Source organism: Vogesella sp. EB, assembly GCF_001037925.1.
GTDB classification, from domain to species: Bacteria; Pseudomonadota; Gammaproteobacteria; order Burkholderiales; family Chromobacteriaceae; genus Vogesella; species Vogesella indigofera.
Map to the genome: position 1 here is coordinate 1 of NZ_LFDT01000019.1, position 23,063 is coordinate 23,063.

General features: G+C 62.5%; 29 protein-coding genes and 1 pseudogene. 22 read left to right on the plus strand and 8 right to left on the minus strand.

The genetic code is table 11. From position 1 onward, the window contains the following. Positions 1-339 precede the first annotated feature (339 nt). The 5 genes and pseudogenes from ACG97_RS17860 to ACG97_RS11470 all read right to left on the minus strand — a co-directional run bounded on the left by ACG97_RS17860 (position 340) and on the right by ACG97_RS11470 (position 3,082). Positions 340-807 (minus strand): GyrI-like domain-containing protein, encoded by a 468-nt coding sequence (locus tag ACG97_RS17860; protein WP_202902760.1) that lies wholly within the window; start codon positions 805-807, stop codon positions 340-342. A gap of 111 nt (positions 808-918) precedes the next feature. After that, positions 919-1,053 (minus strand): annotated as a pseudogene (locus ACG97_RS18260) (helix-turn-helix domain-containing protein); the annotation flags it as partial. Then, a complete protein-coding gene (locus ACG97_RS17865) occupies positions 1,038-1,205 on the minus strand; it encodes a helix-turn-helix transcriptional regulator (RefSeq protein WP_202902761.1) in 168 nt (55 codons plus the stop codon). The pseudogene ACG97_RS18260 and the gene ACG97_RS17865, both read right to left, overlap by 16 nt. Positions 1,206-1,513: 308 nt before the next feature. Then, positions 1,514-2,140 (minus strand): isochorismate family cysteine hydrolase YcaC, encoded by a 627-nt coding sequence (ycaC, locus tag ACG97_RS11465; protein ID WP_047967504.1) that lies wholly within the window; start codon positions 2,138-2,140, stop codon positions 1,514-1,516. 72 nt (positions 2,141-2,212) lie between these two features. Then, positions 2,213-3,082, minus strand: a complete 870-nt coding sequence (locus ACG97_RS11470; protein WP_047967505.1) for a pirin family protein — start codon at positions 3,080-3,082, stop codon at positions 2,213-2,215. A gap of 95 nt (positions 3,083-3,177) precedes the next feature. Between ACG97_RS11470 and ACG97_RS11475 the strand changes: the two genes are divergently transcribed. The 4 genes from ACG97_RS11475 to cueR all read left to right on the plus strand — a co-directional run bounded on the left by ACG97_RS11475 (position 3,178) and on the right by cueR (position 7,486). Continuing rightward, positions 3,178-4,071, plus strand: a complete 894-nt coding sequence (locus tag ACG97_RS11475; protein ID WP_047967506.1) for a LysR substrate-binding domain-containing protein — start codon at positions 3,178-3,180, stop codon at positions 4,069-4,071. A 167-nt stretch (positions 4,072-4,238) separates the two neighbouring features. Next, on the plus strand, positions 4,239-4,436 hold the full coding sequence (locus ACG97_RS11480) for a heavy-metal-associated domain-containing protein (RefSeq protein WP_047967507.1): 198 nt from the start codon (positions 4,239-4,241) through the stop codon (positions 4,434-4,436). A gap of 153 nt (positions 4,437-4,589) precedes the next feature. Next, a complete protein-coding gene (locus ACG97_RS11485) occupies positions 4,590-6,980 on the plus strand; it encodes a heavy metal translocating P-type ATPase (RefSeq protein ID WP_047967508.1) in 2,391 nt (796 codons plus the stop codon). Positions 6,981-7,042: 62 nt separating this feature from the next. Continuing rightward, positions 7,043-7,486 carry a Cu(I)-responsive transcriptional regulator gene (gene cueR / locus ACG97_RS11490; protein ID WP_047967509.1) on the plus strand — a complete coding sequence of 148 codons (444 nt, stop codon included), beginning with the start codon at positions 7,043-7,045 and terminating at the stop codon, positions 7,484-7,486. Here cueR and ACG97_RS11495 read toward each other — a convergent pair. Further along, a complete protein-coding gene (locus ACG97_RS11495; protein ID WP_047967510.1) occupies positions 7,465-8,850 on the minus strand; it encodes a heavy metal sensor histidine kinase in 1,386 nt (461 codons plus the stop codon). The two genes, cueR and ACG97_RS11495, sit on opposite strands and share 22 nt — an antisense overlap. Then, positions 8,847-9,533: a heavy metal response regulator transcription factor gene (locus tag ACG97_RS11500; protein WP_047967511.1), complete on the minus strand. Its 687-nt coding sequence runs from the start codon at positions 9,531-9,533 to the stop codon at positions 8,847-8,849. Before ACG97_RS11500 ends, ACG97_RS11495 begins: the two co-directional genes overlap by 4 nt. A 205-nt stretch (positions 9,534-9,738) precedes the next feature. Between ACG97_RS11500 and ACG97_RS11505 the strand changes: the two genes are divergently transcribed. From ACG97_RS11505 to ACG97_RS11585, 18 genes are all read left to right on the plus strand, one after another. Beyond that, entirely contained in the window at positions 9,739-10,809 is a 1,071-nt protein-coding gene (locus ACG97_RS11505) for a hypothetical protein (RefSeq protein ID WP_047967512.1), read from the plus strand. An 11-nt stretch (positions 10,810-10,820) separates the two neighbouring features. Further along, positions 10,821-12,209 carry a multicopper oxidase family protein gene (locus tag ACG97_RS11510; protein WP_047967513.1) on the plus strand — a complete coding sequence of 463 codons (1,389 nt, stop codon included), beginning with the start codon at positions 10,821-10,823 and terminating at the stop codon, positions 12,207-12,209. Positions 12,210-12,241: 32 nt separating this feature from the next. Next, complete coding sequence (locus tag ACG97_RS11515) at positions 12,242-12,718, plus strand: plastocyanin/azurin family copper-binding protein (protein WP_047967514.1); 477 nt, start codon at positions 12,242-12,244, stop codon at positions 12,716-12,718. A 72-nt stretch (positions 12,719-12,790) separates the two neighbouring features. Next, positions 12,791-13,111: a copper-binding protein gene (locus tag ACG97_RS11520; protein ID WP_053068154.1), complete on the plus strand. Its 321-nt coding sequence runs from the start codon at positions 12,791-12,793 to the stop codon at positions 13,109-13,111. A 58-nt stretch (positions 13,112-13,169) separates the two neighbouring features. After that, positions 13,170-13,661 carry a cytochrome c gene (locus ACG97_RS11525; RefSeq protein WP_047967515.1) on the plus strand — a complete coding sequence of 164 codons (492 nt, stop codon included), beginning with the start codon at positions 13,170-13,172 and terminating at the stop codon, positions 13,659-13,661. A gap of 90 nt (positions 13,662-13,751) precedes the next feature. After that, positions 13,752-14,168: a hypothetical protein gene (locus ACG97_RS17640; RefSeq protein ID WP_156168025.1), complete on the plus strand. Its 417-nt coding sequence runs from the start codon at positions 13,752-13,754 to the stop codon at positions 14,166-14,168. A 101-nt stretch (positions 14,169-14,269) separates the two neighbouring features. Next, positions 14,270-14,656 carry a hypothetical protein gene (locus ACG97_RS11530; RefSeq protein ID WP_156168026.1) on the plus strand — a complete coding sequence of 129 codons (387 nt, stop codon included), beginning with the start codon at positions 14,270-14,272 and terminating at the stop codon, positions 14,654-14,656. A gap of 81 nt (positions 14,657-14,737) precedes the next feature. Further along, on the plus strand, positions 14,738-15,046 hold the full coding sequence (locus ACG97_RS11535) for a DUF5676 family membrane protein (RefSeq protein ID WP_047967516.1): 309 nt from the start codon (positions 14,738-14,740) through the stop codon (positions 15,044-15,046). A 4-nt stretch (positions 15,047-15,050) separates the two neighbouring features. Further along, positions 15,051-17,417, plus strand: a complete 2,367-nt coding sequence (locus tag ACG97_RS11540; RefSeq protein WP_082133759.1) for a heavy metal translocating P-type ATPase — start codon at positions 15,051-15,053, stop codon at positions 17,415-17,417. Continuing rightward, positions 17,414-17,653 carry a hypothetical protein gene (locus tag ACG97_RS11545; RefSeq protein WP_047967518.1) on the plus strand — a complete coding sequence of 80 codons (240 nt, stop codon included), beginning with the start codon at positions 17,414-17,416 and terminating at the stop codon, positions 17,651-17,653. The genes ACG97_RS11540 and ACG97_RS11545 overlap by 4 nt, the downstream gene beginning before the upstream one ends. Position 17,654: 1 nt before the next feature. Continuing rightward, entirely contained in the window at positions 17,655-17,894 is a 240-nt protein-coding gene (locus ACG97_RS11550) for a DUF2933 domain-containing protein (protein ID WP_047967519.1), read from the plus strand. Further along, a complete protein-coding gene (locus ACG97_RS11555; protein ID WP_047967520.1) occupies positions 17,891-18,538 on the plus strand; it encodes an isoprenylcysteine carboxylmethyltransferase family protein in 648 nt (215 codons plus the stop codon). Before ACG97_RS11550 ends, ACG97_RS11555 begins: the two co-directional genes overlap by 4 nt. Positions 18,539-18,549: 11 nt before the next feature. Then, positions 18,550-19,488, plus strand: coding sequence for a beta-propeller fold lactonase family protein (locus ACG97_RS11560; protein WP_053068156.1), 939 nt, complete (start codon positions 18,550-18,552; stop codon positions 19,486-19,488). A gap of 37 nt (positions 19,489-19,525) precedes the next feature. Then, the gene (locus ACG97_RS11565; protein WP_156168027.1) at positions 19,526-20,119 is read left to right on the plus strand and encodes a hypothetical protein; all 594 of its coding nucleotides are present in this window, start codon (positions 19,526-19,528) and stop codon (positions 20,117-20,119) included. Positions 20,120-20,124: 5 nt separating this feature from the next. Next, complete coding sequence (locus ACG97_RS11570) at positions 20,125-20,598, plus strand: hypothetical protein (RefSeq protein ID WP_047967521.1); 474 nt, start codon at positions 20,125-20,127, stop codon at positions 20,596-20,598. Between the two features lie 74 nt (positions 20,599-20,672). Beyond that, a complete protein-coding gene (locus ACG97_RS11575) occupies positions 20,673-20,876 on the plus strand; it encodes a DUF2788 domain-containing protein (protein ID WP_047967522.1) in 204 nt (67 codons plus the stop codon). Then, on the plus strand, positions 20,873-21,493 hold the full coding sequence (locus ACG97_RS11580; protein WP_047967523.1) for a DUF1294 domain-containing protein: 621 nt from the start codon (positions 20,873-20,875) through the stop codon (positions 21,491-21,493). Before ACG97_RS11575 ends, ACG97_RS11580 begins: the two co-directional genes overlap by 4 nt. A 53-nt stretch (positions 21,494-21,546) precedes the next feature. After that, positions 21,547-22,032: a YajQ family cyclic di-GMP-binding protein gene (locus ACG97_RS11585; protein ID WP_047967524.1), complete on the plus strand. Its 486-nt coding sequence runs from the start codon at positions 21,547-21,549 to the stop codon at positions 22,030-22,032. A gap of 92 nt (positions 22,033-22,124) precedes the next feature. On the opposite strand, the gene ACG97_RS11590 is transcribed toward ACG97_RS11585, so the two are convergent. Continuing rightward, entirely contained in the window at positions 22,125-22,796 is a 672-nt protein-coding gene (locus ACG97_RS11590; RefSeq protein ID WP_047967525.1) for a glutathione S-transferase family protein, read from the minus strand. Positions 22,797-23,063 lie beyond the last annotated feature (267 nt).

Below are 23,063 nucleotides of genomic sequence, written 5' to 3' on the forward strand. Positions count from 1 at the left end.
AAACAGTACCACTACCATGCAAACCTAGGACTTCTCTCCTTATCGCTGGTATGGCTGGCGGGGGCAGATCACAGACTCCTTTTCAGTGGAAAGGAGTCTGATTATTGGTGGCTACGCAATACGGCGAGGAGGAGGCTGCGGATCGGCCATTGCCGCCGTTCGATCAGTGAGGCATTTCAGTCAGTAATGTATCGCTTAGCGGCCCGTGGCCAGTGAGTCGTACTGAGCGACCTTTCTGAAAGTATTCATACGGGTCGCTCAGAGACTTTCAACAGGACATCTTAGCCATGGCAGCCCTGTTGTCCGATTCCATCATAGCTTCGGAAAACGTTTTATCCGTTATTTCAATGACAAGTAGATATCCGTTACCAGCTCATTCTCCGGCGTTTCCGGCATCAAGTTCAGGTAATGGAAATAGAGCGGAAAGTCGCGCAATTCTTCGCCGCTTTCGGGCAGCCAATTCCGATAAAGCGGGTAGATGCTCTCGCCAATCCGGGTGTGGGAGCCGTGATACCGCACTCGGGCGCAACGACCGCCGGGTATGGTCTTCAACACCACCCCCTGGGGGTTGGACGGGACCTCGGCTGTCACCTCGCCACAGATGTCGAACCGGAATTGTGCGGGCTCGGTGGTATCCGGGTTGTCGTAGGCGATGCCGAAGCTACGGCGGCTCTGTCTGGGTGAAAGGCCGCTTTCCTTGCGCCAAGCAATGAATTGGGCAACAGAGTCGTTGACCCTCTGGGTGGAACCGCGATGTTCTAGCGCGGCGACACGGGTAGTTTCGAAATTGACGATCTCGACCTGCACGGATTGATTCCTTTCTGGTACTCGGAACCGGTAGCGCTCGTGCCAGGACTCCCAGTCTGGTTGCCTCCTGAATTGGGAGGGAAACTGGCCGAAGGTGTTCCTGAAAGCGCGGCTAAACGATTCCGGGTTCTCGAAACCGGCTTCCAGGGCGATGTCGATGATCTTGGCGCCACGGTCGAAGGCGAGCTGTTGTGAAGCTCGCCGCCGCCGCAGCAGCAGGACGTATCGAGCTACGCTGGTGCCGATGTAGTCGGCGAATTGCCGGTGAAATGGAACTTGGAGAAGTTGGCGACCCGGCTAAGTCGTTCCACGGTCAGCGCTTCGCCCAGGTGTGCCTCGATATAGTCGAGTACCTTGCCTAATCGTGCCGCGTACGCCGTTGTCCGAAGTTCGTTCATCTGTCTTCCTCTGTCCATGGGAAGCACTATGCGTGTTACGACTCGCAAAATCCTGACTACGATTGCTGAGTGTATCGACCACGCCCAGAAACCATCAGCCAACTGTGACCGTCTGCAATCGGTTGCTCAACTTTCCCAAGCGGCAGTCTGGTCTGTTCCCTGTGATCGTTAACTTAAGGCGTCTGGACTGCCCAGATTCGTACAGCACAATCAGATCAACGCGCTCCAGTAAGTGTAAGGCGCAACCAAGCTAGGGCTAGCGTGAGAACACGTTCTAGCCCCGGCCACGGGTTGCTACCAGCCTAGCCTTATCTGGCCGCAGTCAGCGTGGTGTAGCTGGTAATCAGATTGCGGTAATCCGGAATGTGGTTGGAAAACAGCGCGCCCAGGCCTTCCACATCATTGCGCCAATCGCGATGCAGTTCGCAGGCTACGCCAAACCAGGTCATCAACTGGGCACCGGCACCCGCCATACGCTCCCAGGCAGCATGGCGGGTGATTTCGTTGAAGGTCCCGGAGGCATCAGTGACGATAAATACCTCGAAGCCCTCGGCCAGCGCCGACAACGCCGGGAATGCCACGCACACCTCGGTAACCACACCGGCGATGATGAGCTGCTTCTTGCCGGTGGCCTTCACCGCCTTCACGAAATCCTCGTTGTCCCAAGCATTGATCTGTCCTGGGCGGGCGATGTAGGGGGCCTCCGGGAACTGCTCTTTCAGCTCCGGCACCAACGGGCCGTTCGGTCCGCTTTCGAAACTGGTAGTCAGGATGGTGGGTAGATTGAAGTACTTGGCCAGATCGCCCAGTGCCAGCACATTGTTCTTGAACTTGTCCGGATCGATATCGCGCACAAGCGACAACAGGCCGGCTTGGTGATCCACCAGCAGTACGGCAGCATTGTTCTTATCAAGACGGGTATAGGGGGTAGTCATCACATGCTCCTTTAGCTAACAAAATGCACCGGCTGCTGCCAGCACACGGGGTAAACACGCTAGGCAACAGTTTCAGCTTGGTCCAGCAATCCGGCCGAACACGCCTAGGTGCAAGTCCTGGAAGGCCTGCCGGATTTCTTCATCGCTGTTCATCACGAAGGGACCGTGGCCGGCAATCGGTTCATTCAACGGTTCGCCACTCAGCAGCAGCAGGATGCTGTCGACATCTGCCTCGATCTGCACATCGTCGCCATTTGGCCCGAGCAGGGCCCATTGCCCGTCGCCGACGATACTGCCGCCCAAGCGCACCAAGCCTCGCAACACGACAATGGCGGCACTCCTGCCGTTGTGCAGCGGCAAGTTGGCCTGCCTGTTCTTGTGCAGGCGCACATCCCATACATCCATCGCGCTGAAAGTGCGTGCCGGCCCAACATGGCCAGCGAACCCACCGGCGATCAGTCGCACGCTACCAGCCTCTTGCGGTAGGAGCAGAGCTGGAATGTCCTGATTCAGGATAGTCTGGTAAGCTGGGGGCGCCATCTTGTGGCGAGCGGGCAGATTCACCCACAGCTGCGCCATTTCCAGCGTGCCACCTCCATGTGTGAAGGACGCCGAGTGAAACTCCTCATGCAGGATGCCAGCCCCTGCCGTCATCCACTGCACATCACCCGGGCCGATCAAGCCGCCACCGCCGACGGAATCGCGATGCTCCAGTTCCCCCTGGTAGACGATGGTCACCGTTTCAAAGCCACGGTGGGGATGCTGCCCCACGCCCCGGCGTCGTTCAGATGGCGAAAATACAGCCGGCCCGGCCAGATCGAGCAACAAGAACGGACTGAGGTGCTGTCCCAGTGATTGATAGGAAAACAGGGTACGCACCGGGAAGCCATCACCCACCCAGTGGGTCTGCGGCGCACTGTAGACACCAAGTACGGGTTTCATGTCCTACCTCCTGACTGTTGTTTTCAGCTTATCTGCACAACAAACAGTCCGGTAGAGCCGTAAAATGCCGACAGTGTTCTACCAAAGGAACGACCATGGATGACCTGAACGACCTCTATTACTTTGTGAAAGTGGTAGAGCACGGCGGCTTCACCCCGGCAGGGCGTGCCTTGCAGATGCCGAAATCCAAGCTGAGCCGGCGCATCTCGGCACTGGAGGAGAAATACGGCGTAAGGCTGCTGCAGCGCTCAACTCGGCACTTCTCGGTAACGGAAACGGGGAAGGAGTTTTACCAGCATTGTGTAGCGGTGCTGGTAGAGGCGGAGGCAGCACGCGAAGTCATGCTGCGCCAGCACGCTGAACCGCAGGGCATTGTGCGCATGAGCTGTCCGACCGCTCTGCTGGAATATCGCATAAGCGAGCTGGTCTGCCGCTTCATGGCGGCACACCCCAAAGTGCAGATTCACCTGGAAGCAAGTAACCGCCGCGTGGATCTGCTGGGCGAAAGACTGGACATCGCGCTGAGGGTGCGCTTCCCGCCACTGGATAACAGCGACCTGGTGATGCGGGTACTGGCGGAAAGCCCGCAGCGGCTGGTGGCCTGCCCTGGCTTTCTCCTGGAACGAGAGCTACCGAAGCATCCCGCCGACCTTGCCGGGCTGCCCAGTCTGGATTGGGGGCCACCGCGCGATCATGTCTGGCACTTGCAGGGGCCCGAGGGGCAGGAGGCCCGGATCAGGCACCAGCCGCGCTACATCACTGACGACATGACCGCCCTGCGACAGGCAGCGCTATCCGGTGTCGGTATGGTGCAGCTGCCCTGCATGGTAGTGGAAGAGGATCTGCGGCAGGGCAGGCTGGTGGACATCATGCCGGGCTGGGCGCCCAGCGGCGGCATCATCCATGCCGTGTTCCCGTCACGACGCGGGCAGCTGCCGGCGGTGCGCCTGCTGATCGACTACCTAGCGCAACACATCCGAAAAGACTGATAGCCGGCCCCGGCTCCCGGGCAGTTCAGTTCAATCAACCAGTCACGTATGTAGTCACCGTTTGTGTCCGCAACAAATCCGGACATGGCCTATTGACCTTGCCATCGTGGCAAGGTCCAGACTGCATGTACGGCCAAGGTTGGCCGCATCATTGCGAAGGACATGCCATGTATACCCTGCAAGTAGACAATATCGGTTGCGGCAGCTGTGTCGCCAAGATCAACCAGGCGCTGAAGGATCTGGATAGCCAGGCATCGGTGGATATCGACCGCACCAGTGGCCGCGCCAGTATCCGTACCGACGAGGCGCTGCAGACCGTCTGCGAGCTGCTGACCGAGATGGGCTATCCGGCCCGGCCGGCGTAAGCGCTCCCGCCCCCGCATGCCCCTGCCCCCACAGGGGCATGTTGCTTTTTGAGCGCTGCCGCCATTGATTCGATTTTCCAAAAATAGGACTTGACCTTCCCATGATGGGAAGGCCGATGCTGAATTCACAACCCCGATAAAGGAGTCAGTATCATGTCCCGTCCTACTTCTGTCGCTGCCAGCCAGACCCTGCGCTTTCCCGTGCTGGGCATGACTTGCGCCAGCTGTGTTTCCCGCGTGGAGAAGGCCCTGCACCAGGTGCCGGGCATCCAGGCGGCCAGCGTCAACCTTGCCACCGAGACCGTTACCCTGCATACCGAGCCGCATTTCGCGCTGGAGGCGGCGCATGCCGCCATCGCGCGTGCCGGCTACCAGGTTGGCAGCGACACGGTGCAGCTGGAAATCCGCGGCATGACCTGCGCCAGCTGCGTCAGCCGGGTGGAAAAAGCCCTGCTGGCGGTGGCGGGCGTCACTGCCGCCAGTGTCAACCTGGCCACGGAAACCGCCCGCGTCAGCTGGCCGGCGGGTGGCGACAATGCGCTGCTGCTGGCAGCGGTAGCCAAAGCCGGCTACCAGGCCAGCCTGCGCGAGCAGGCACAAACTGCACCAGTAACGCACCATGTACCGTGGTGGCCGGTGGCGGTGGCGGCCTTGCTGTCGCTGCCGCTGGTGCTGCCGATGTTCGGCGAGCTGTTCGGCGAGCACTGGATGCTGCCGGCCTGGCTGCAGTTTGTGCTGGCGACCCCGGTGCAATTCTGGCTGGGCGCGCGCTTCTATCGCGCCGGCTGGAAGGCGCTGCAGGCGCGCAGCGGCAATATGGACTTGCTGGTAGCCATCGGCACCAGCGCGGCCTACGGCTTGTCGCTGTACCAGTGGTGGCTGCATGCCGACCATGGTGGCGGGCATCTGTATTTCGAGGCGTCGGCGGTGATCATCACCCTGGTGCTGCTGGGCAAATGGCTGGAAGCACGCGCCAAGCAGCAGACCTCTGCCGCCATCCGGGCATTGCAGGCGCTGCGTCCGGCCACGGCTCGCGTGCGCCGCGATGGCGTCGATGTCGACCTGCCATTGCAGCAGGTGCGACTGGGCGACCTGGTGGTGGTGCGTCCGGGCGAGCGGGTGGCCGTCGATGGCGTCATCCGTGAAGGCAGCAGCCAGCTGGATGAGTCCATGCTCACCGGCGAGAGCCTGCCTGTCAGCAAGCAGGTCGGCGATCCGGTCACCGGCGGCGCCATCAACCACGACGGCCTGCTGCTGGTGGAAACCCGTGCGCTGGGCGAGGACAGCACCCTGGCCCGCATCATCCGCATGGTGGAGGATGCCCAGGCCGGCAAGGCGCCGGTGCAGCGGCTGGTGGACCGGGTGAGCGCGGTGTTCGTGCCGGTGGTGCTGCTGATCGCCGTGCTGACGCTGGTCGGCTGGTGGTGGTTCAGCGGCGATATCGAGCAGGCGATTCTCAATGCCGTTGCCGTGCTGGTGATTGCCTGTCCCTGTGCGCTGGGTCTGGCCACGCCGACAGCCATCATGGCCGGTACTGGCGTGGCGGCACGGCACGGCATCCTGATCAAGGACGCCGAGGCGCTGGAGCTGGCACATGGCGTACAGGTCGTCGCCTTCGACAAGACCGGCACCCTGACCGAGGGCAAGCCCAAGCTGATGCATACCGTTGCGGTCAGCGGCGACGAACAGCAGCTGCTGCAGCTGGCCGCCAGCCTGCAGCAAGGCAGCGAGCACCCGCTGGCCAAGGCTGTGCTGCAGGCACTGCCGGAGGCACCCGCCAGCAGGGTGGCGCAGTTGCAGGCGCTGCCGGGGCGCGGGCTGCGCGGGCAGGTAGATGGCGTGGAATGTCTGCTCGGCAATCAGCGGCTGATGCAGGAGCACGGCATCAGCCTGTCGTCGATGCACAGCTTCCAGCAGGAGGAGGAGCTGCTGGGCCGCACCGTGTCCTGGCTGGCGCGTGCCGGCGACGGCAAACTGCTGGGTATGCTGTCCTTCGGGGACAGTGTCAAACCGGCTGCGACAGCCGCCATCAGCCAATTGCATGCACTGGGTATCCGCAGCGTGATGATCTCCGGCGACAACCGGGCGGCAGCCCGCCAGGTGGCGGATGCGCTGGGTATCGACGAGGTGATTGCCGAGGTGCTGCCCGCGGACAAGGCCGGCCACATTGCCCGCTTGCGCCAGGACGGCAGCCGTGTGGCCATGGTGGGGGACGGGGTCAACGATGCGCCGGCGCTGGCGGCTGCCGATGTCGGCATGGCCATGGGTACCGGTACCGATGTGGCCATGCAGGCGGCGGGGGTAACGCTGATGCGTGGTGACCCCACGCTGGTGGCGCAGGCGGTTGCCATCTCCCGTCTGACTTACGGCAAGATCCGGCAGAACCTGTTCTGGGCATTTATCTTTAACCTGGTAGGCATTCCGCTGGCAGCGCTGGGCATGCTCAGCCCTATCATCGCCGGGGCCGCCATGGCGCTGTCCAGCGTCAGCGTGGTATCCAATGCGCTGCTGCTGCGTCGCTGGCGGCCGGCCAAGCAGCATTAAACCAAGGCGGGCCGCATGGCCCGCCTGTGTCATACCCTTGGTCATAAAAAGAGGAGCGAAGCATGAATATCGGTCAGGCCGCTGCTGCCAGCGGCGTTTCCGCCAAGATGGTCCGCCACTACGAAAGCATCGGCCTGATTGCGCCGGGGCAGCGTACCCAGTCCGGTTACCGCCAGTACAGCGAGCGTGAGGTGCACCTGCTGCGTTTCATCCGCCAGGCGCGCAACCTGGGCTTTCCGCTGGAGCAGATTCGTGTGCTGCTGTCGCTATGGCAGGACACCGGCCGCGCCAGTGGCGATGTCAAAAGGTTGGCCGCAAGCCATATTGCCGAGCTGGATGAACGCATCCGGGCGCTCAGCGACATGCGCAATACCCTGCAGACCCTGGCCGATGCCTGCTCCGGCGACAGCCGGCCAGATTGCCCCATCCTGCAGGGGCTGGCCGACGGCCATGGCGGGCAGTGTGCCCACCATGCGGATGCGGCTCACCCCGCCAGCGGCGACTGAGCGGGAAACCACAGCGTGAAGCAGGTGCTGTTGTCGGCGGAGGTAACGCTGATGCGCCCGCCGTGCACTTCTGCAATCGAGCGGGTGATGGCCAGCCCCAGCCCGGCGCCATCGGATTCACCGGCCACGCGGGCAGGATCGGCGCGGAAGAAGCGGTCGAACAGCCGTGGCAGTTGCTCCGGTGGTATGCCGCTGCCGGCATTGCACACCCGTACCGTGCTGCCATCATCCTGCTGCGCGATGTCGATGGTCACCACGCTGCCGGCCGGGGCATGGCGCAGCGCATTGGAGAGCAGGTTGCTCAGCGCACGGCGCAGCATCAGCCGGTCTCCCAGCAGCTGGCCGCTGCCGCTTTGCTGCAGCCGGATGTTTTTCTCTTCCGCCAGCGCATCGTAGAACTCCAGCAGCGCCGCTACTTCGTCCTCGATGGCAATCCGCTCCCGGCTGGGCAGCACCAGTCCGTGCTCGGCCTTGGCCAGGAACAGCATGTCCGACACCGTGCGCGCCAGTCTCTGAAACTCCTCGGCATTGGAAGCCAGGATGTCGCGGTATTCGTCGGCGCTGCGTGGCTGGGCAATGGCGACCTGGGTCTCGGTGAGCAGGTTGCTGATCGGGGTGCGCAACTCATGCGCGAGGTCGGAGGAAAACTCCGACAGCTTCCGAAAATCCTCCTGCAGCCGGCGCAGCATGGCGTTCAGCGATTCGGCCAGGTCGGCCATTTCCGGCGGTACCGACGCCACCGGCATCTGGGTGTCCAGTTGCTGTCCGGTAATGGCTTGCGCCCTGGCCTTCATGGCGCGCAGCGGTGCCAGACCGTTGTGCGCCACCCACCAAGCCAGCACGCCGCCCAGCAGTGCCGACAGCAGGATGTAGACCGCCAGTGACCGGCCTATCATCTGCATGAAATGCTCATGCCGTCCGGTGTCGATCGCTGCACAGATGGTCAGCTCGGTGCGACCACCGTCGGCCAGTCTGCCGCTACTGCACATGCCATGATAGTTGGCGTTGCCATACTGCCAGCTCACCATCTGCCGGTTCGCGGCCGCATCAACGGCGGGGAAGTGGAACGCCGCCGGTGATTGGGAGGCATACACCGGGTAGCCCAGCCGCTGCAATTGCACGTACAGGTCGCGGTGGTTGTGTACCACGTCGTCCAGCCGGTCGGCCAGCGTGGCGATATCGGGCGAAGTGCTCATCACCTCGCGGATCAGCCCCAGCTTGTCACGCAGGTCGTCGGCATCCTGCTCGGCAAAGTGGCGGTCCATCATTACGCTGACCAGCACGCCCAACCCGGTCAGCAGTAGCACGGAAACCAGCGCGTAGAGCAGGGTCAGTCGTGCCGTCAGGGAAAGGCGCTGCCTCATGCGTCCGGCTCCGGCACTTCCAGCACGTAGCCCATGCCGCGTACGGTGTGGATCAGCCGCGGCTCGAAGCCGTCATCCACTTTTGCCCGCAGCCGGCGCACGGCGACGTCGATCACATTGGTATCGCTGTCGAAATTCATGTCCCACACCTGCGAGGCAATCAGGCTGCGCGGCAATACTTCACCCTGCCGGCGCATCAGCAGCTCCAGCAGGCCGAACTCTTTGGCGGTGAGGGTGATGCGCTTGCCGTCGCGGCTGACGCGGCGGCGCAGCAGGTCCAGCTCCAGGCCGGCAATCTGCAGGGTGGTGGCCTCTACTGTGCCACGGCCCCGGCGCAGGATGGTGCGCACCCGCGCCAGCAGCTCGGCAAAGGAAAACGGCTTTACCAGGTAGTCGTCCGCGCCCAGCTCCAGGCCTTTTACCCGGTCTTCCACCTGGTCGCGGGCGGTCAGGAACAGCACCGGCATGGTCTTGTGCTGCAGCCGCAGCCGGGTGAGCACCTGCCAGCCATCCATGCCCGGCAGCATCACGTCCAGAATCAGCAGGTCGTGCCCGCCCTCCAGCGCCAGGTGCAGCCCTTCCAGGCCGTCATGCGCCAGATCCACGGCAAACCCCGCCTCCCGCAAGCCCTGGCGCAGGTACTCGCCGGTCTTGATCTCGTCTTCGACAATCAGAATCTTCATCGCTGTTTCCTGTAGCAATGCCGACAGTTTGCCACCGTCAACGCGCCGCTGCGCCAGATGACAGATTTGTAATCTGGCTGTCAGTTTGCTGTTGGCCTCAATCCGCCACACTGCTTGCACCAAAGTCAGAACCTGTATTCCCGCCATGCTGCCAGATTTACCGCGTGTTGGCCGGGAAGGAGACCGGAGCATGAACAAACCAAGAATGCTGCTTGCCGCCTTGCCACTGCTGGTCGGTGTGGCACAGGCACAGCAGCCCCCAGAGAGCGAATGGCGGCAGGCCAACCGGCAGGTCGCCGAGTTTCCGCGCGGCCACGCCGATGTATTGAAGTGGGAGCAGGCGCATCTCGCCGCCGCCACACCCGCTCCTGCCAAACCAGCCACGCTGGTGCTGAGTACGCTTGCCGACGGTGTGCGGCTGGCCTGGCAGGCCCACCCGGAGCTGGCCAAGCCCCTGGCCCAACTGGGCGCGGAGGAGGCTGGCTTGCTGGCCAGCGGCCAGTGGCAGGCCTTGTCCGCCGTCAAGCTGCGCAGGATCGAAGACGCCGCGGAGCTCATCGAAGTCGCGCATGGCACCCGAAAAACGCTGTTGGCCGCGATGGCGGTCGAGCAGGCACTGCCCTGCCAGCAGCAAGCGCTACAGGCGGCAGAGGCGGCGGCGGAGCTGGGCGCCCGCATGGCGCGGACCGGCAACTGGAGCAAGCTGCAGGATGCCAGGGAGCAGCTGTTGAAGGTGAGCGCCCTGCAGCAGTGGCAGCGCAGTCAATACGCAGCCGATCAAAGTCGGGCCGCGGTGCTGAAAGCCTTGCAGCAGTGGACGCGTCGCCCATCACAGACAGTCAGCCTGCCGCCGGGTCTGCCGGCGCTGCCGACATCCATCCTGTCCGAACAAGCCTTCCAGAGCCGTCTGGAGAGCATGGCCGCCACGCTCCCCGCGAGCGAACACATCACGATGCGCGCCAATGCCGAGCTGGCCTATAGCGCCTATCGCACGGCTTTCACCCTCGCCAGCAGCAGCCAGCAAGACATGCTCAAGCTGCGGCAGTTCATCTACGACGAAACCGTGCTGCGCTACAACGGCATGCTGTTGAATACCTGGGATCTGTTGGCCGAATCCCGGGCACTGGCCGAGGCCCGTGTGGAGGCCATCGGCGCCGTGCGTGATTTCTGGCTGGCCGAGGCAGACCTGCAGTTGCTGCTGCTGGGCCATGTGCCGGAAAGCTTTGTAACGTTGGCCGCAGGCGGCGGCGACAGCCCTGCCGCGGCGGGCCATTGAAAGGACTATCCATGAGCATCGATCAATCCCGCCGCCAGTTCTTCGCCGGGGCGGCCACCGCCGTGGTCGGCGCCACCGTGGCCCGTTCGGCGCTGGCCGCACTGCCGGAGGCGGTGATCCAGACCTCGGTGGAAACCGCGCCGCCGCTGCTGCCGGAAAGCGGCCGCCCGTACAACCCGGTGGTTACCCTGAACGGCTGGACCTTGCCGTGGCGCATGAACAACGGCGTCAAGGAGTTCCACCTGGTGGCCGAGCCGGTGGAGCGCGAGATGGCACCGGGCTTTACTGCACAGCTGTGGGGCTACAACGGCCAGAGTCCGGGCCCGACCATCGAAGTGGTGGAAGGCGACCGCGTGCGCATTTTCGTCACCAACAAGCTGCCGGAACATACCAGTATCCACTGGCACGGCCAGCGCCTGCCCAATGGCATGGATGGCGTATCCGGCCTGACCCAGCGCAGCATCAAGCCTGGCAAAACCTTCGTTTACGGGTTCGTGGCGCGCCGCCCCGGCACCTTCATGTATCACCCGCATGCCGACGAAATGGTGCAGATGGCGATGGGCATGCATGGCTTCTGGGTGACGCACCCCAAGGGCAAACACCCGCTGATCGACGAGGTGGACCGCGACTTCTGCTTCCTGCTCAACGCCTTCGACGTGGAGCCTGGCAGCAAGACACCCAAGGTCAATACCATGACCGATTTCAATATCTGGGCGTGGAACAGCCGCATCTTCCCGGGCATCGACTCGCTGAATGTGCGCCTGAACGACAAGGTGCGCATCCGGGTCGGCAACCTGACCATGACCAACCACCCGATCCACTTGCATGGCCATGAGTTTCTGGTCACCGGCACCGATGGCGGCCCGACGCCCAGATCTACCCGCTGGCACGAGGTCACCACCGACGTGGCCGTCGGCCAGATGCGGCAGCTGGAGTTCGTCGCCGACGAGGAAGGCGACTGGGCGATTCACTGTCACAAGAGCCACCACACCATGAATGCCATGGGCCACGACGTGCCGACCATGATCGGCGTGGATCACCGCGGGCTGGTGGGCAAGATCCAGCAGGTGGCACCGGACTACATGCTGATGGGCGAGCGCGGCATGGCCGACATGGGCGAGATGGAGATGCCGATTCCCGATAACACCGCGCCGATGATGACTGGGCAGGGACCTTTCGGCCCGCTGGAAATGGGCGGCATGTTCAGTGTGCTGAAAGTGCGCAAGGACCAGCCGGCCGGCAACTACAAGGATCCGGGCTGGTTCCGCCACCCGGCAGGCACGGTGGCCTACGAATACAACGGTGAACTGCCGGCTGCGTCACGCCAGCCGGCTGCGGCCAACCCTGCCGCGGCCACGGTCAAGGCCAAAAAACCGGGAACGCACCCGGAGCAGCATTAATCCCGCACCACCATCAGGAAAGAAAGCACTGCATGAAAACCACCCACCGCCTTCTCATTACCACGCTATTGGCCGGTCTGAGCATTGCACCGGCCATCGCCGCCGGCACCCACGCGGGCAGCCACGGTGAAAGCGCCATTGGCCAGCCGGGCAAGACCGCCAATGTCACCCGCACCATTCAGGTCGACATGTCCGACAACATGCGTTTTTCCGCACCGCTGATCACTGTGAAGCAAGGGGAGACCATCCGCTTCGTGGTGAAAAACCTGGGCAAGGTAAAGCACGAGTTCAGTCTGGGCACCAAGCAGGAACTGCTGGAACACTACGAAGTGATGAAGAAATTCCCGGACATGGAGCACGACGAGCCCAGCAAAGTATCGCTGGCTCCGGGTGCCAAAGGCGAGGTGATCTGGCACTTCAGCAAGGCGGGTACGGTCAACTTCGCCTGCCTGCATCCGGGCCACTACGATGCCGGTATGAAGGGGCAGATCAAGGTGGCAAAAAAATAATGCTGCTTCGTGGCCAGCTAGCCGCCGCAGGTTGGCCGCAACACCGTTTTCACACTTCTGGAGCATGACAACATGACTATCCGCGCACTGATTCTTGCCACCACCCTGGGGATGGCTACCCTCAGCCCCCTTGCCCATGCCTCTCAACCGGCTACCGCCAGCAGCATGGCGATGCTGACCGATGGCGAAGTCCGCAAGATCGACCCGGCAGCCGGCAAGATCACCATCAAGCATGGCCCGATCCAGCATATGGATATGCCTGGCATGACCATGGTGTTCACCGCCAGGGACAAGGCGCTGCTGGACAAGGTCAAGGTGGGTGACAAGATCCGTTTCATGGTCAGCCATGAAGACGGCAAGATGCTGGTGACCGAGATTCAGCCCGCCAGCTGATGCACATGGCCGGGGAAGCCCGGCCATGCTTTATTTCCTTGATGCCGACCATACAACCATGCCGTCACTGACCCGCAAGCAAGTCCTCCTCCCGGTAATCACCGTCGCCCTGTTGGCCGCAGGCCTGGGCGCCTACCTGTATATCGGCCGCTCGCCGCAGCCGGCAGCGTTCACGCTGCAGCCGGACGATACTGCCCTGGTAGCGCGCGGCAAGCAGGTTTACCTGGCCAATTGCGCCAGCTGCCATGGCGGCAAGCTGGAAGGCCAGCCGAACTGGCGCGAACGCAATGCGCTGGGCATGTTGCCGGCGCCGCCGCACAACGAAACCGGCCACACCTGGCACCACCCGGACGAGATGCTGTTTGCCCTGACCAAATACGGCATTGCCAAGGTTGCCAACATGCCGGACTACCAGTCGGCCATGCCCGTCTATGAAGGCACACTGAGCGATGCCGATATTGTTGCCGCACTGTCGTGGATAAAAAGCCAATGGCCTGGCGAGACACGCGCCCAGCACGATGCGGTAAACCAGCGGGCGCGGAAAGGCTGACCATGCCAGCCAGAAGTGATTGACCGCCATCAAGCCCGGTTGGTGGGCTGCGGTCTATAGTGCTATTAACGTTTATGAGAGCCTGTCATCATGCGCCTCACCCAAACAAGAACCCGGCAACTGTGTCGCCTGTTACTGACGACATGGTGTCTGGTGTTTGCGTTTGGCGTGCTGCTTGGTTGTCAGGGGCAAGTGCAGGAAACCACCCATCGCTTTGCCACGCCGGGCACCATGCAGACCCTGCAACTGACGGCAACTGACCATGCCGGAACTCATGACGAGTCCTCCCTGTGCGAACAAGCCTGCCAGACGCTTTCCGCCCCCGTCGCCAAGGGTGACGTCAGCTTTACGATGCCCTCCCTGCTGTCTGTCCTGCTGATTACCTGGTTCCTGCTGCCGCCATTGCTGCTGCGATCACCTGCCATCGTCACACGTCTGAATTCCCCTGCCACTCCCGGTGGCACACCTCCCCGCCCACATCTGCTGTTCCTGCGCTTCAACAATTAGACCGCTTTGCATTCACGCCACTACGACGCCCTGCCTCGTAGCGACTTCACTCGCGCCTGTTGCGCGAAAACCGTCCGTTCTCACGTTTAAGGAATCCAATCATGAAAAACCAGAAAACCTGGTCTGCGGCACTGCTGCTACTGGCGCTGGCCACGCCAACCTGGGCGGCACAGCCACCGATGCCAGCAAGCCCTGCCAACATGGAAATGCAGATGCAGAGGATGCGCACCATGCACGACAAGATGATGGCGGCGAAGACGCCACAGGAACGGCAAAAGCTCATGGCTGAGCAAATGCAGTCAATGCAGGAGGGCATGGCCATGATGCAGAGCATGGATAAAGACATGATGGCCAAAGGCATGATGCCGTGTCAGGGCATGGGCGCGGGGGCCGCAGACGCTAAGGTGATGATGGACCAGCGCATGAAGATGATGGACATGCTGCAGCAGATGATGGGGCAATCAGGCGGCATGATGCCCATGCAGTAAATCGGGCACCAGCAGGTGGGGCGTGGCTCGAATAGCGCGCACGCCCCACACGCTCACCCGCCCTCTCGCAGGAGTATCCCGATGAAGTCCTCACACTGGCATACCGGTCGCAGTCTCGCGATCACCATGGCCATCAGTTACACCGTTTGCGCCCTGTTGTACCGGCTGTGGCCGGAGCAAGGCGTTGCCTTCCTGAACGCCCTGTTTCACGGACTGGACTTTGGCAGGCTCAGAACATCGACACCATTCAGCCTGGGGGATTTTTTCTTCCCGCTGACGGTGCTGGTGGTGTGGGGTTTTGTCACTGGCACGGTGTTCAGCTGGGTGAGCCAGTGTCTGGCGCGCTGCTGTAAGCACCAGGCGCACTGTGCGCCACCTGACAAGGAGTGAAAGCATGGCTAGCGTCAAAGACCCGGTCTGCAGCATGACCATAGACAGCGGAACCGCTGCGGCCAACTATCGCTACGCGGGGCAGGACTACTGGTTCTGTTCCGCGCACTGCCAACAGGCATTTATTGCCGACCCGCAGCGCTATGCGCCGGCGAATGAGGCACAGATGGCTGCGGTGCCACATGAGCATCATCACCAGCACACGCATGCGGCAATGACAGATGCCGCTGCGCCCGGCGACAAGGCTAAAGACCCGATCTGCGGCATGGTCGTCAATAAGGCCACCGCGCTGAAAAGCGAACGCGGCGGGCGTAGCTACTACTTCTGCAGCGAGACCTGCCTGCGCACCTTCGAGTCGCCGGAGAACGAACTCAAGTCGATGAAGACCCGCGTCGCCATCGCCATGACCGGGGTGCTGGCGCTGGCCGTGCTGCGCGCCGGCGCCTTCCTCGGGCTGGCGACCGGTGCCACGCTTTTGAGCTGGGCGCCCATTCCCAATCTGCCATGGTTCACCTGGGGAATGTGGTTGTTCCTGCTGGTGACCCCGGTGCAATTCATCGGCGGCTGGAGCTTTTATCGCGGTGCCTGGAATACGCTGCGCACCGGCAACATCAACATGGACTTCCTGATCGCGCTGGGTACCTCGGTGGCGTACTTCTACAGCGTGGTGGTGATGTTCTTTCCGGACGTGCTGCCGATCAAAGTAGCCGAGCGCGACGTGTACTTTGAAGTCTCCGCCGTGATTATCGCCTTCGTGCTTTTGGGGCGTTACATGGAAGAAATCATCAAGAAGAAATCTTCCGCCGCCGTACGCCGGCTACTGGACCTCAAGCCTGCCACTGCCCATGTGCTGCGCGATGGTCAGGAGCTAGAGATTCCGGCCGGCAGCATCATGGTGGGGGAAACCGTGGTGGTGAAGCCCGGCGAGAAAGTCGCCACCGACGGCGAAGTCATCTCCGGCCAGTCCACGGTGGATGAGTCGATGCTGACCGGCGAATCGATGCCGGTGGAGAAACAGGTCGGCAACACCGTGATCGGCGGCACCCTCAATCGTGCCAGGGTATTCAGTTTCCGGGCGACGCGCATCGGCGCCGATACCGCACTGGCGCAGATCATCCGCATGGTGGAAGAAGCGCAGACCAGCACCGCCCACATCCAGCGGCTGGCGGACGAAGTGACCCGCTACTTTGTGCCGGCAGTGATCAGCGTGGCGGTACTGGCATTTGTCGGTTGGTGGCTGGCCGGCGACTTCCCGCAAGGACTGCTGGCCTTCATCGCGGTACTGATCATCTCCTGCCCGTGTGCGCTGGGTATCGCGACCCCGGCGGCGCTGATGGTGGGTGTCGGCAAAGGGGCGGACGGCGGCATGCTGATCCGTGGCGGCGAAGTGCTGGAGCGCGCGGAGAAGCTCAGCTGCGTGGTCTTCGACAAGACCGGTACCCTTACCCGTGGCGAACCGACGGTGACCGACATCGTACCGTTCGATGTGCACGACGAGCTGGACGTGCTGCGCCTGGCGGCGGCGGTGGAAACAGGCTCGGAGCACCCGCTGGGTGAGGCCATCGTGCGTGCGGCCAACCATCGGCAGCTGACTTTGCCGCAGGCCAGCGCCATTACCGGTCTTGCCGGCTTGGGCATTCGCGGCCAGGTCAATGGTTTACCCGTTTGGCTAGGTAACCGGCGGCTACTGTCCCAGCAGGGCATCGCCACCGGCGCGGCGGATGACGCCATGCGGCATCTGGAGCAGAACGGCAAGACGGCGATGCTGGTGGGCTATGCCGACAAGCTGATTGGCATCATCGCCGTGGCCGACACCCTCAAGCCCGAGGCCAGCGAAGCCATTGCCCTGCTCAAGCAGCAGCACATCAAGGTGGTCATGCTCAGCGGCGACAACCAGCGCACGGCAGACGCCATCGCCCGCCAGCTGGGGATCGAACGGGTGATTGCCGAAGTGCTGCCGGAGGACAAGGTCAAGGTGATCCAGCAGCTGCAACAGGAAGGTGAGGTGGTGGCCATGGTGGGCGACGGCGTCAACGATGCGCCGGCACTGGCGACCGCCGACATCGGTATCGCCATCGGCTCCGGCTCCGACGTGGCCAAGGAAACCGGCGGCATCATCCTGATCCGCAACGATGTCCGTGACGTGGAAAACGCCATCCGGCTGTCCCGCGCCACCATGCGCAAGATCAAGCAGAACCTGTTCTGGGCCTTCATCTACAACAGCATCGGCATCCCCATTGCCGCCCTGGGTTTCATGAACCCGATGGTGGCCGGCGCCGCCATGGCGTTGAGCTCGCTGTCCGTCATCGTCAACTCGGCGTTGCTGAAGCGCGTGCGCATCAGTACCCAGGCGGAAGGAGCGGCATCATGAAGACCCGGGCTTATCAGCTGTGTGCGGTGCTGGCGGTTGCCATCATGGTGTTTGTGCTGCTGCGTTTCGGTTTTTCGCTTGGCACGCTGTTGCTGGCGCTGTTGTTGGCCGCATGTCCGTGGGGCGTGATCTGGCTGAGCTACCGGCTGGCACGGCAGGCGGAATCCGAGATTGATGCGGCTATCGCGACCAAGAAGCCGAAAGAGCAAAACAGCGAACCTGGAAACGGAGTCTGAAATGACCGAACAACACGATCAACATGGCAAGCGCAGCCACTGGGTCTTCATCGGTTTTGTGCTGGTGGCTGGCTTCTTGCTGTTCACCGAGCACCGGGCGCATGTGCTGGGTGCACTGCCGTACCTGCTGCTGCTTGCCTGTCTGTTGATGCACCTGTTCATGCATCACGGCCACGGCCATCACCATGGCGGGCCATCACGCCGCCCGCACCAGCACGATCAGGATGGAGAACAGCCATGAACGACCATATGCAGGCCTACGGCTTATGGGGGCTGGTACTGATCAACTCGCTGGTCTTCATCATCTTTGCCTTCAGCTTCACCAAGCCAAAGTCGGTACGGGACTGGCGCTCGCTGGGCGTGTTTTCCGCCTTCATCGTGGCGCTGTTTACCGAGATGTACGGCTTCCCGCTGACCATCTACCTGCTGTCCGGTTGGCTGGGCAGCCGCTTCCCCGGCATCGACTTCATGTCACACGACAATGGCCACCTGCTGGAAGTGATGTTCGGCTGGCGTGCCAATCCGCACTGGGGGCCATTCCACCTGCTCAGCACCGTGCTGATCTTCGCCGGTTTCTGGCTGCTGTCTGCCGCCTGGCGCGTGCTGTATCACGCCCAGCGCCGGCATGAGCTGGCGACGGCGGGGCCCTATGCCCGCATTCGCCATCCGCAATACGTCGGCTTCGTCATCATCATGTTCGGTTTCCTGCTGCAGTGGCCAACCTTGGTGACCTTGCTGATGTTCCCGATTCTGGTCTGGATCTACTCTCGCCTCGCGCAGCACGAAGAGGCCGACATGCTGGCGCAGTTTGGTGAGCGCTACCAATCCTATCGACAGCACACCCCCGCCTTCATTCCCGCCAAGGGGCAAACACAAAATCATTAAAGGATCTCCTCATGCGTAAACTTATTTCCGCCTCGCTGCTGCTCGCCTTCTCGCTGGCTGCCACCTCCGTACTGGCAGCGCCATCCGGTACGGTGTTTACCGCCAACGAGCGCGGCAACTCCATCAGCCAGATCACGCTGGCAGACGGCAAGGTTGCCACCATCCCGCTGGAGATTTCGCCGCACAATGTACAGGTCAGTGCCGATGGCAAGCGCCTGCTGGCGGTCGGCATGAATATCCATGCCGGCCACCATGGCAGCGGCCAGAGTGCTGGTGAACTGCAGGTTTTTGACTTGCCGCTGGGAGGCAAACCAAGCTTTGTCCTGCCGGTGGCGGGTCACCCGGGGCACGTTGTTACCGACCGCGACAGCAAGCTGGCTTTTGTCACCGATGCCGGCAACAACGCCGTGCAGGTGTATGACCTGGCAAGCAAGAGCCAGATTGCTAGTATCAAAACCGGCACCTACCCGCATGGTTTGCGCCTGAGCCCCAACGGCAGCATCCTGTACGTGGCCAACGTGAAGAGCGACAGCGTATCGGTGATCGACGTGGCCAGCCTGCAGGAAACCGGGCGTATCGCCGTGGGCAATGCCCCGGTGCAGGTGGGGTTTGCCGCCGATGGCAAGCAGGCCTATGTGTCGCTCAGCGCCGAAAACGCCCTCGGTCTGATCGATACCGCCAGTCGCAAATTGACCGGCAAGGTCAAGGTTGGCCGCAACCCGATCCAGATGTACGCCACGCCGGATGGCAGCAAGGTGTTCGTGGCCAACCAGGGCAGCAGCAAGCAGCCGGATGGCCGAGCAGATCGCTACGTTAGAGAGGCGATCGGGCGAGCGCACGGCCAAGGAGTTGCAATGGCTCGCCACCGCGCGCAGCAACCGCAACCGCCTGTTCCTCGGCAGCGGGAAGAGCGGGATTGTGCCAATCTCAGCTACTGCCTGGGGGCGTAACCTGAAGCAGTTCGCCCGCGCCGCTGGTACCGGTTGGGTGCTTGCCCCCCACCAGATGCGTCGGCTTTACGCCTACACCTTTGTGCGCCACCGGCTGGGTGACCTGCTGTTCCTCAAGGAGCAGTTCAAGCACTCTAGCATCTACATGTCCCAACTCTACGGCGCTAACCCACGGCAGGATCCTGCGCTCTACGACGACATCCTGACCGAGCTGATGCAGTACAAGACCAAGGTGGTGGCGCAGTGGCTAGAGAAGGACGAACCGCTCGCCGGCGGGGCCGGGCGCAAGATTATGGAATTGCGTGCGCACGACTTTAAGAATCGCACGGAATTGATTGCTGAGACCTCGCGCCGAGTCAATATGCGTTCCACAGGACATTCGTGGTGCCTGGCGCAGGACGAAGGCTGCGGTGGGTCTGGAATTTATGCCAAGGGGTCGTGCAGCACCTGCCACAATGGCCTGATCGACTCTCGCTTCGTGCCGGTCTGGCAGGAGGCCTACCGCCACCACAAGGAGCTCCTGACAGATGCCGAGGCATTGGGTCCAGGCGCGATGAAACGGGTGAATGAGGATCTGGCTAAGGCCGCCAAGATTTTGACAGACCTCGGTATCGATCCCGAGCAAGGATAAAGAGGATGCCCAAAGCAAAACCGGCTAAGACCGTTGCCAATAGTGACGGCAATGCACCCCGCAGGCGGGATCGAGAGCGCACGTTAAGAGAGCTTAAGTTTGCCCTTCTCCGCCTGCAGGAGGAGGGGAAGAAGGTCACGTTGCGAGCAGTGGCGGAAGAGGCGCAGGTGTCCCCAGCGCTGCTCAACAACCGCTATCCCGACTTCGCCGAGCAGGTGCGGGCGGTCATAGGGAAGACGGTGCGTCAGCAGCGCAACGAGAAGGCCGACCTACTGAGCAAGGAAAGGGAGAGGAATCGCCAGCTGCGGGAATTGGTGGAGAGCCAACTGACGGAGATCACCCGGCTTGCATCGGTGAATGAATCCTTGCGGGCAGAACTGGCGTTGCAGAAAGCCATCGCCGAGGGAAAGGTCGCACAGGGTGCCTTCGGGCGCAAAACGGCAGGCCCTGGGCCTAACGCGGAAGCGGAAAAGCTATGAAATTGTTTACTAAGAAATTCCCTTGTAAAATTAAGCACTAACGAATTAAGTAAATTTACAAGGAATCTTAACCAATGAGCGAAGAAGAATTCACCAACTGGTCGATGGGCATCCTGCTCACCGGCCTGATCATTTTCATGGGCTTCATCATCTGGGATCTGGGCAAGAAATCCGGCGCCGGCAGGACCGGCATGATCGCGCTGTTCGTGGTGCTGGGCTTTGGCGTGATGGGCTTCGTGTTCAAGAACATCCTGGTTGAATTCCTGGTGATGAAATGAGCGGTGGCGCGCGACAGGAAAAGGGCGTCATCAGCCGCTGGCAGGACGAGCGCGGTTTCGGCTTCATCCAGCCGGAGCAGGGCGCGGCGCTGTTTGTGCACGTCAGCGCCTTTGCCGCCACGCCGCGACGGCCGGCGGTGGGGGACGCGGTGTATTTCCTGCGCGCGCGGGACGACAAGGGCAAGCCGCGCGCCAGTTGGGCCGCGTTCGCCGGTGTGCCGCAGCAGGCGGTGACGGCGCGGGCGTTGCCGGACAACACGCCGCGGCCGTGGCTGGCGGTGCTGTTCGTGATCGTACTGTGCGCGCTGTACGTGCGCGGCCTGCTGCCGCGCGACGTGCTGATGCTGTACGCGGTGATCAGCGTGCTGACGGTGCTGGTCTACCACCGCGACAAGGCGGCGGCGCTGCGCAACCGCTGGCGCACGCCGGAGCGCACGCTGCACTGGCTGGCGCTGCTCGGCGGCTGGCCGGGCGCAATGCTGGCGCAATACTGGTTCCGCCACAAGTCGACCAAGCCGGCCTTCCGCCGCTGGTTCTGGGCGACGGTGCTGGGCAATGGCGCGCTGCTGGGCTGCGGCCTGTACCAGGGCGAGCGGCTGCTGGCGTTGCTGCGCTGACAATTGCCGGGCGCGGCGCTAGAATAAGCGGCAATTTTGATAAGGAAGATGTGATGCCGTCATTTGATACCGTTTCCGAAGTGGATACCGTTGAAGTTCGCAACGCGGTCGACCAGACCAGCAAGGAAGTGGCGACCCGCTACGATTTCAAGGGCACCAGCGCCAGCCTGGAGCTGAAGGAAAAAGTGATTACCCTGCACGGTGACGCCGAATTCCAGATCCAGCAGATCATGGACATCCTGCTGGGCAAGCTGGCCAAGCGCGGCATCGACGTGCGCTGCCTGGAGTACGGCGACGTGAAGCAGGTCGGCGGTAACAAGGCCACCCAGACCGTGACCGTCAAGGAAGGCATCGAGACCGAGCTGGCGAAAAAGATCGTCAAGCTGATCAAGGATGCCAAGCTCAAGGTGCAGGCCAGCATCCAGGGCGAAGCGGTGCGCGTGACCGGCGCCAAGCGCGACGACCTGCAGGCGGTGATGGCGCTGCTGCGCAAGGAAGTGACCGATTTTCCGCTGCAATTCAACAACTTCCGCGACTGATTGCCGCGCGTTGTCACCAAAAAGGCTGCCCATCGGGCAGCCTTTTTTCATGGTGGCGGTAGTTCGGCGCCGTGTCCGCCGTTGCCGCCGTGCTAGCGCAACAGGCTGTACGGCCCGCCTTGTGCCAGCGCGCGCTGGTAGGCCGGACGGGCATGGATCGCCTGCAGCCAGGCCAGCAGCCGCGGTTGCCGCGCATCGATAAAGCCGCGCGCTTGTGCCGCCTCCAGCGGGAAGCTCATCTGGATGTCGGCGGCGCTGAAGGTATCGCCGGCGAACCAGCCGCTTTCGGCCAGCGCCGCTTCCATGAACGCCACGTGCTGGCGGATCTGCGGCCCGAGGTAGCTCTTCTGCACCCCCTTGGCGATGGCACCGGCGAGCGGCCGCAGCAGCCACGGCATCGGTGGCAGCGACAGACGGCTGAACACCAGGTGCATCAGCAGCGGCGGCATCGCCGAGCCTTCGGCGTAGTGCAGCCAGTAGCGGTACTGCCGTGCCGCCTCGCTGTCTGCGGGCGGCTGCAGCTGGCCGTTACCGTAGCGCGCCAGCAGGTATTCGATGATGGCGCCGGATTCGGCGACGGTGATGTCGCCATCGCTGATCACCGGCGACTTGCCCAGCGGGTGCACCGCTTTCAGCTCCGGCGGCGCCAGCAGGGTGCTGGCGTTGCGCTGGTAGCGCTTGATCTGGTACGGCAGCTGCAGCTCTTCCAGTAGCCACAGGATGCGCTGCGAGCGCGAGTTTTCCAGGTGGTGCAGCGTGATCATGGTCGCTCCTTGCGGTGGGGGTGTTCATGATAGTCAGTTTGGCGGCGCGTGGCACAGGCGCTGAAACAAATGTTTGATTCCGAGGTGGCGGCGGTGCTTGCGGCCAACTTTTGCGGCCCGCGTCGCCGCTGCGGCAAGCCGCCTTGCCATTGCCGTCACCCCGGCGGATCAGCCCGCGCCAGTCTAGCCATTTTGCCTATGTGTGCTGCGGAACGGAGCGCAGCGGTAGGCTTGCGCATACTGGTGGCACGCTTGCGGCGCGATGGG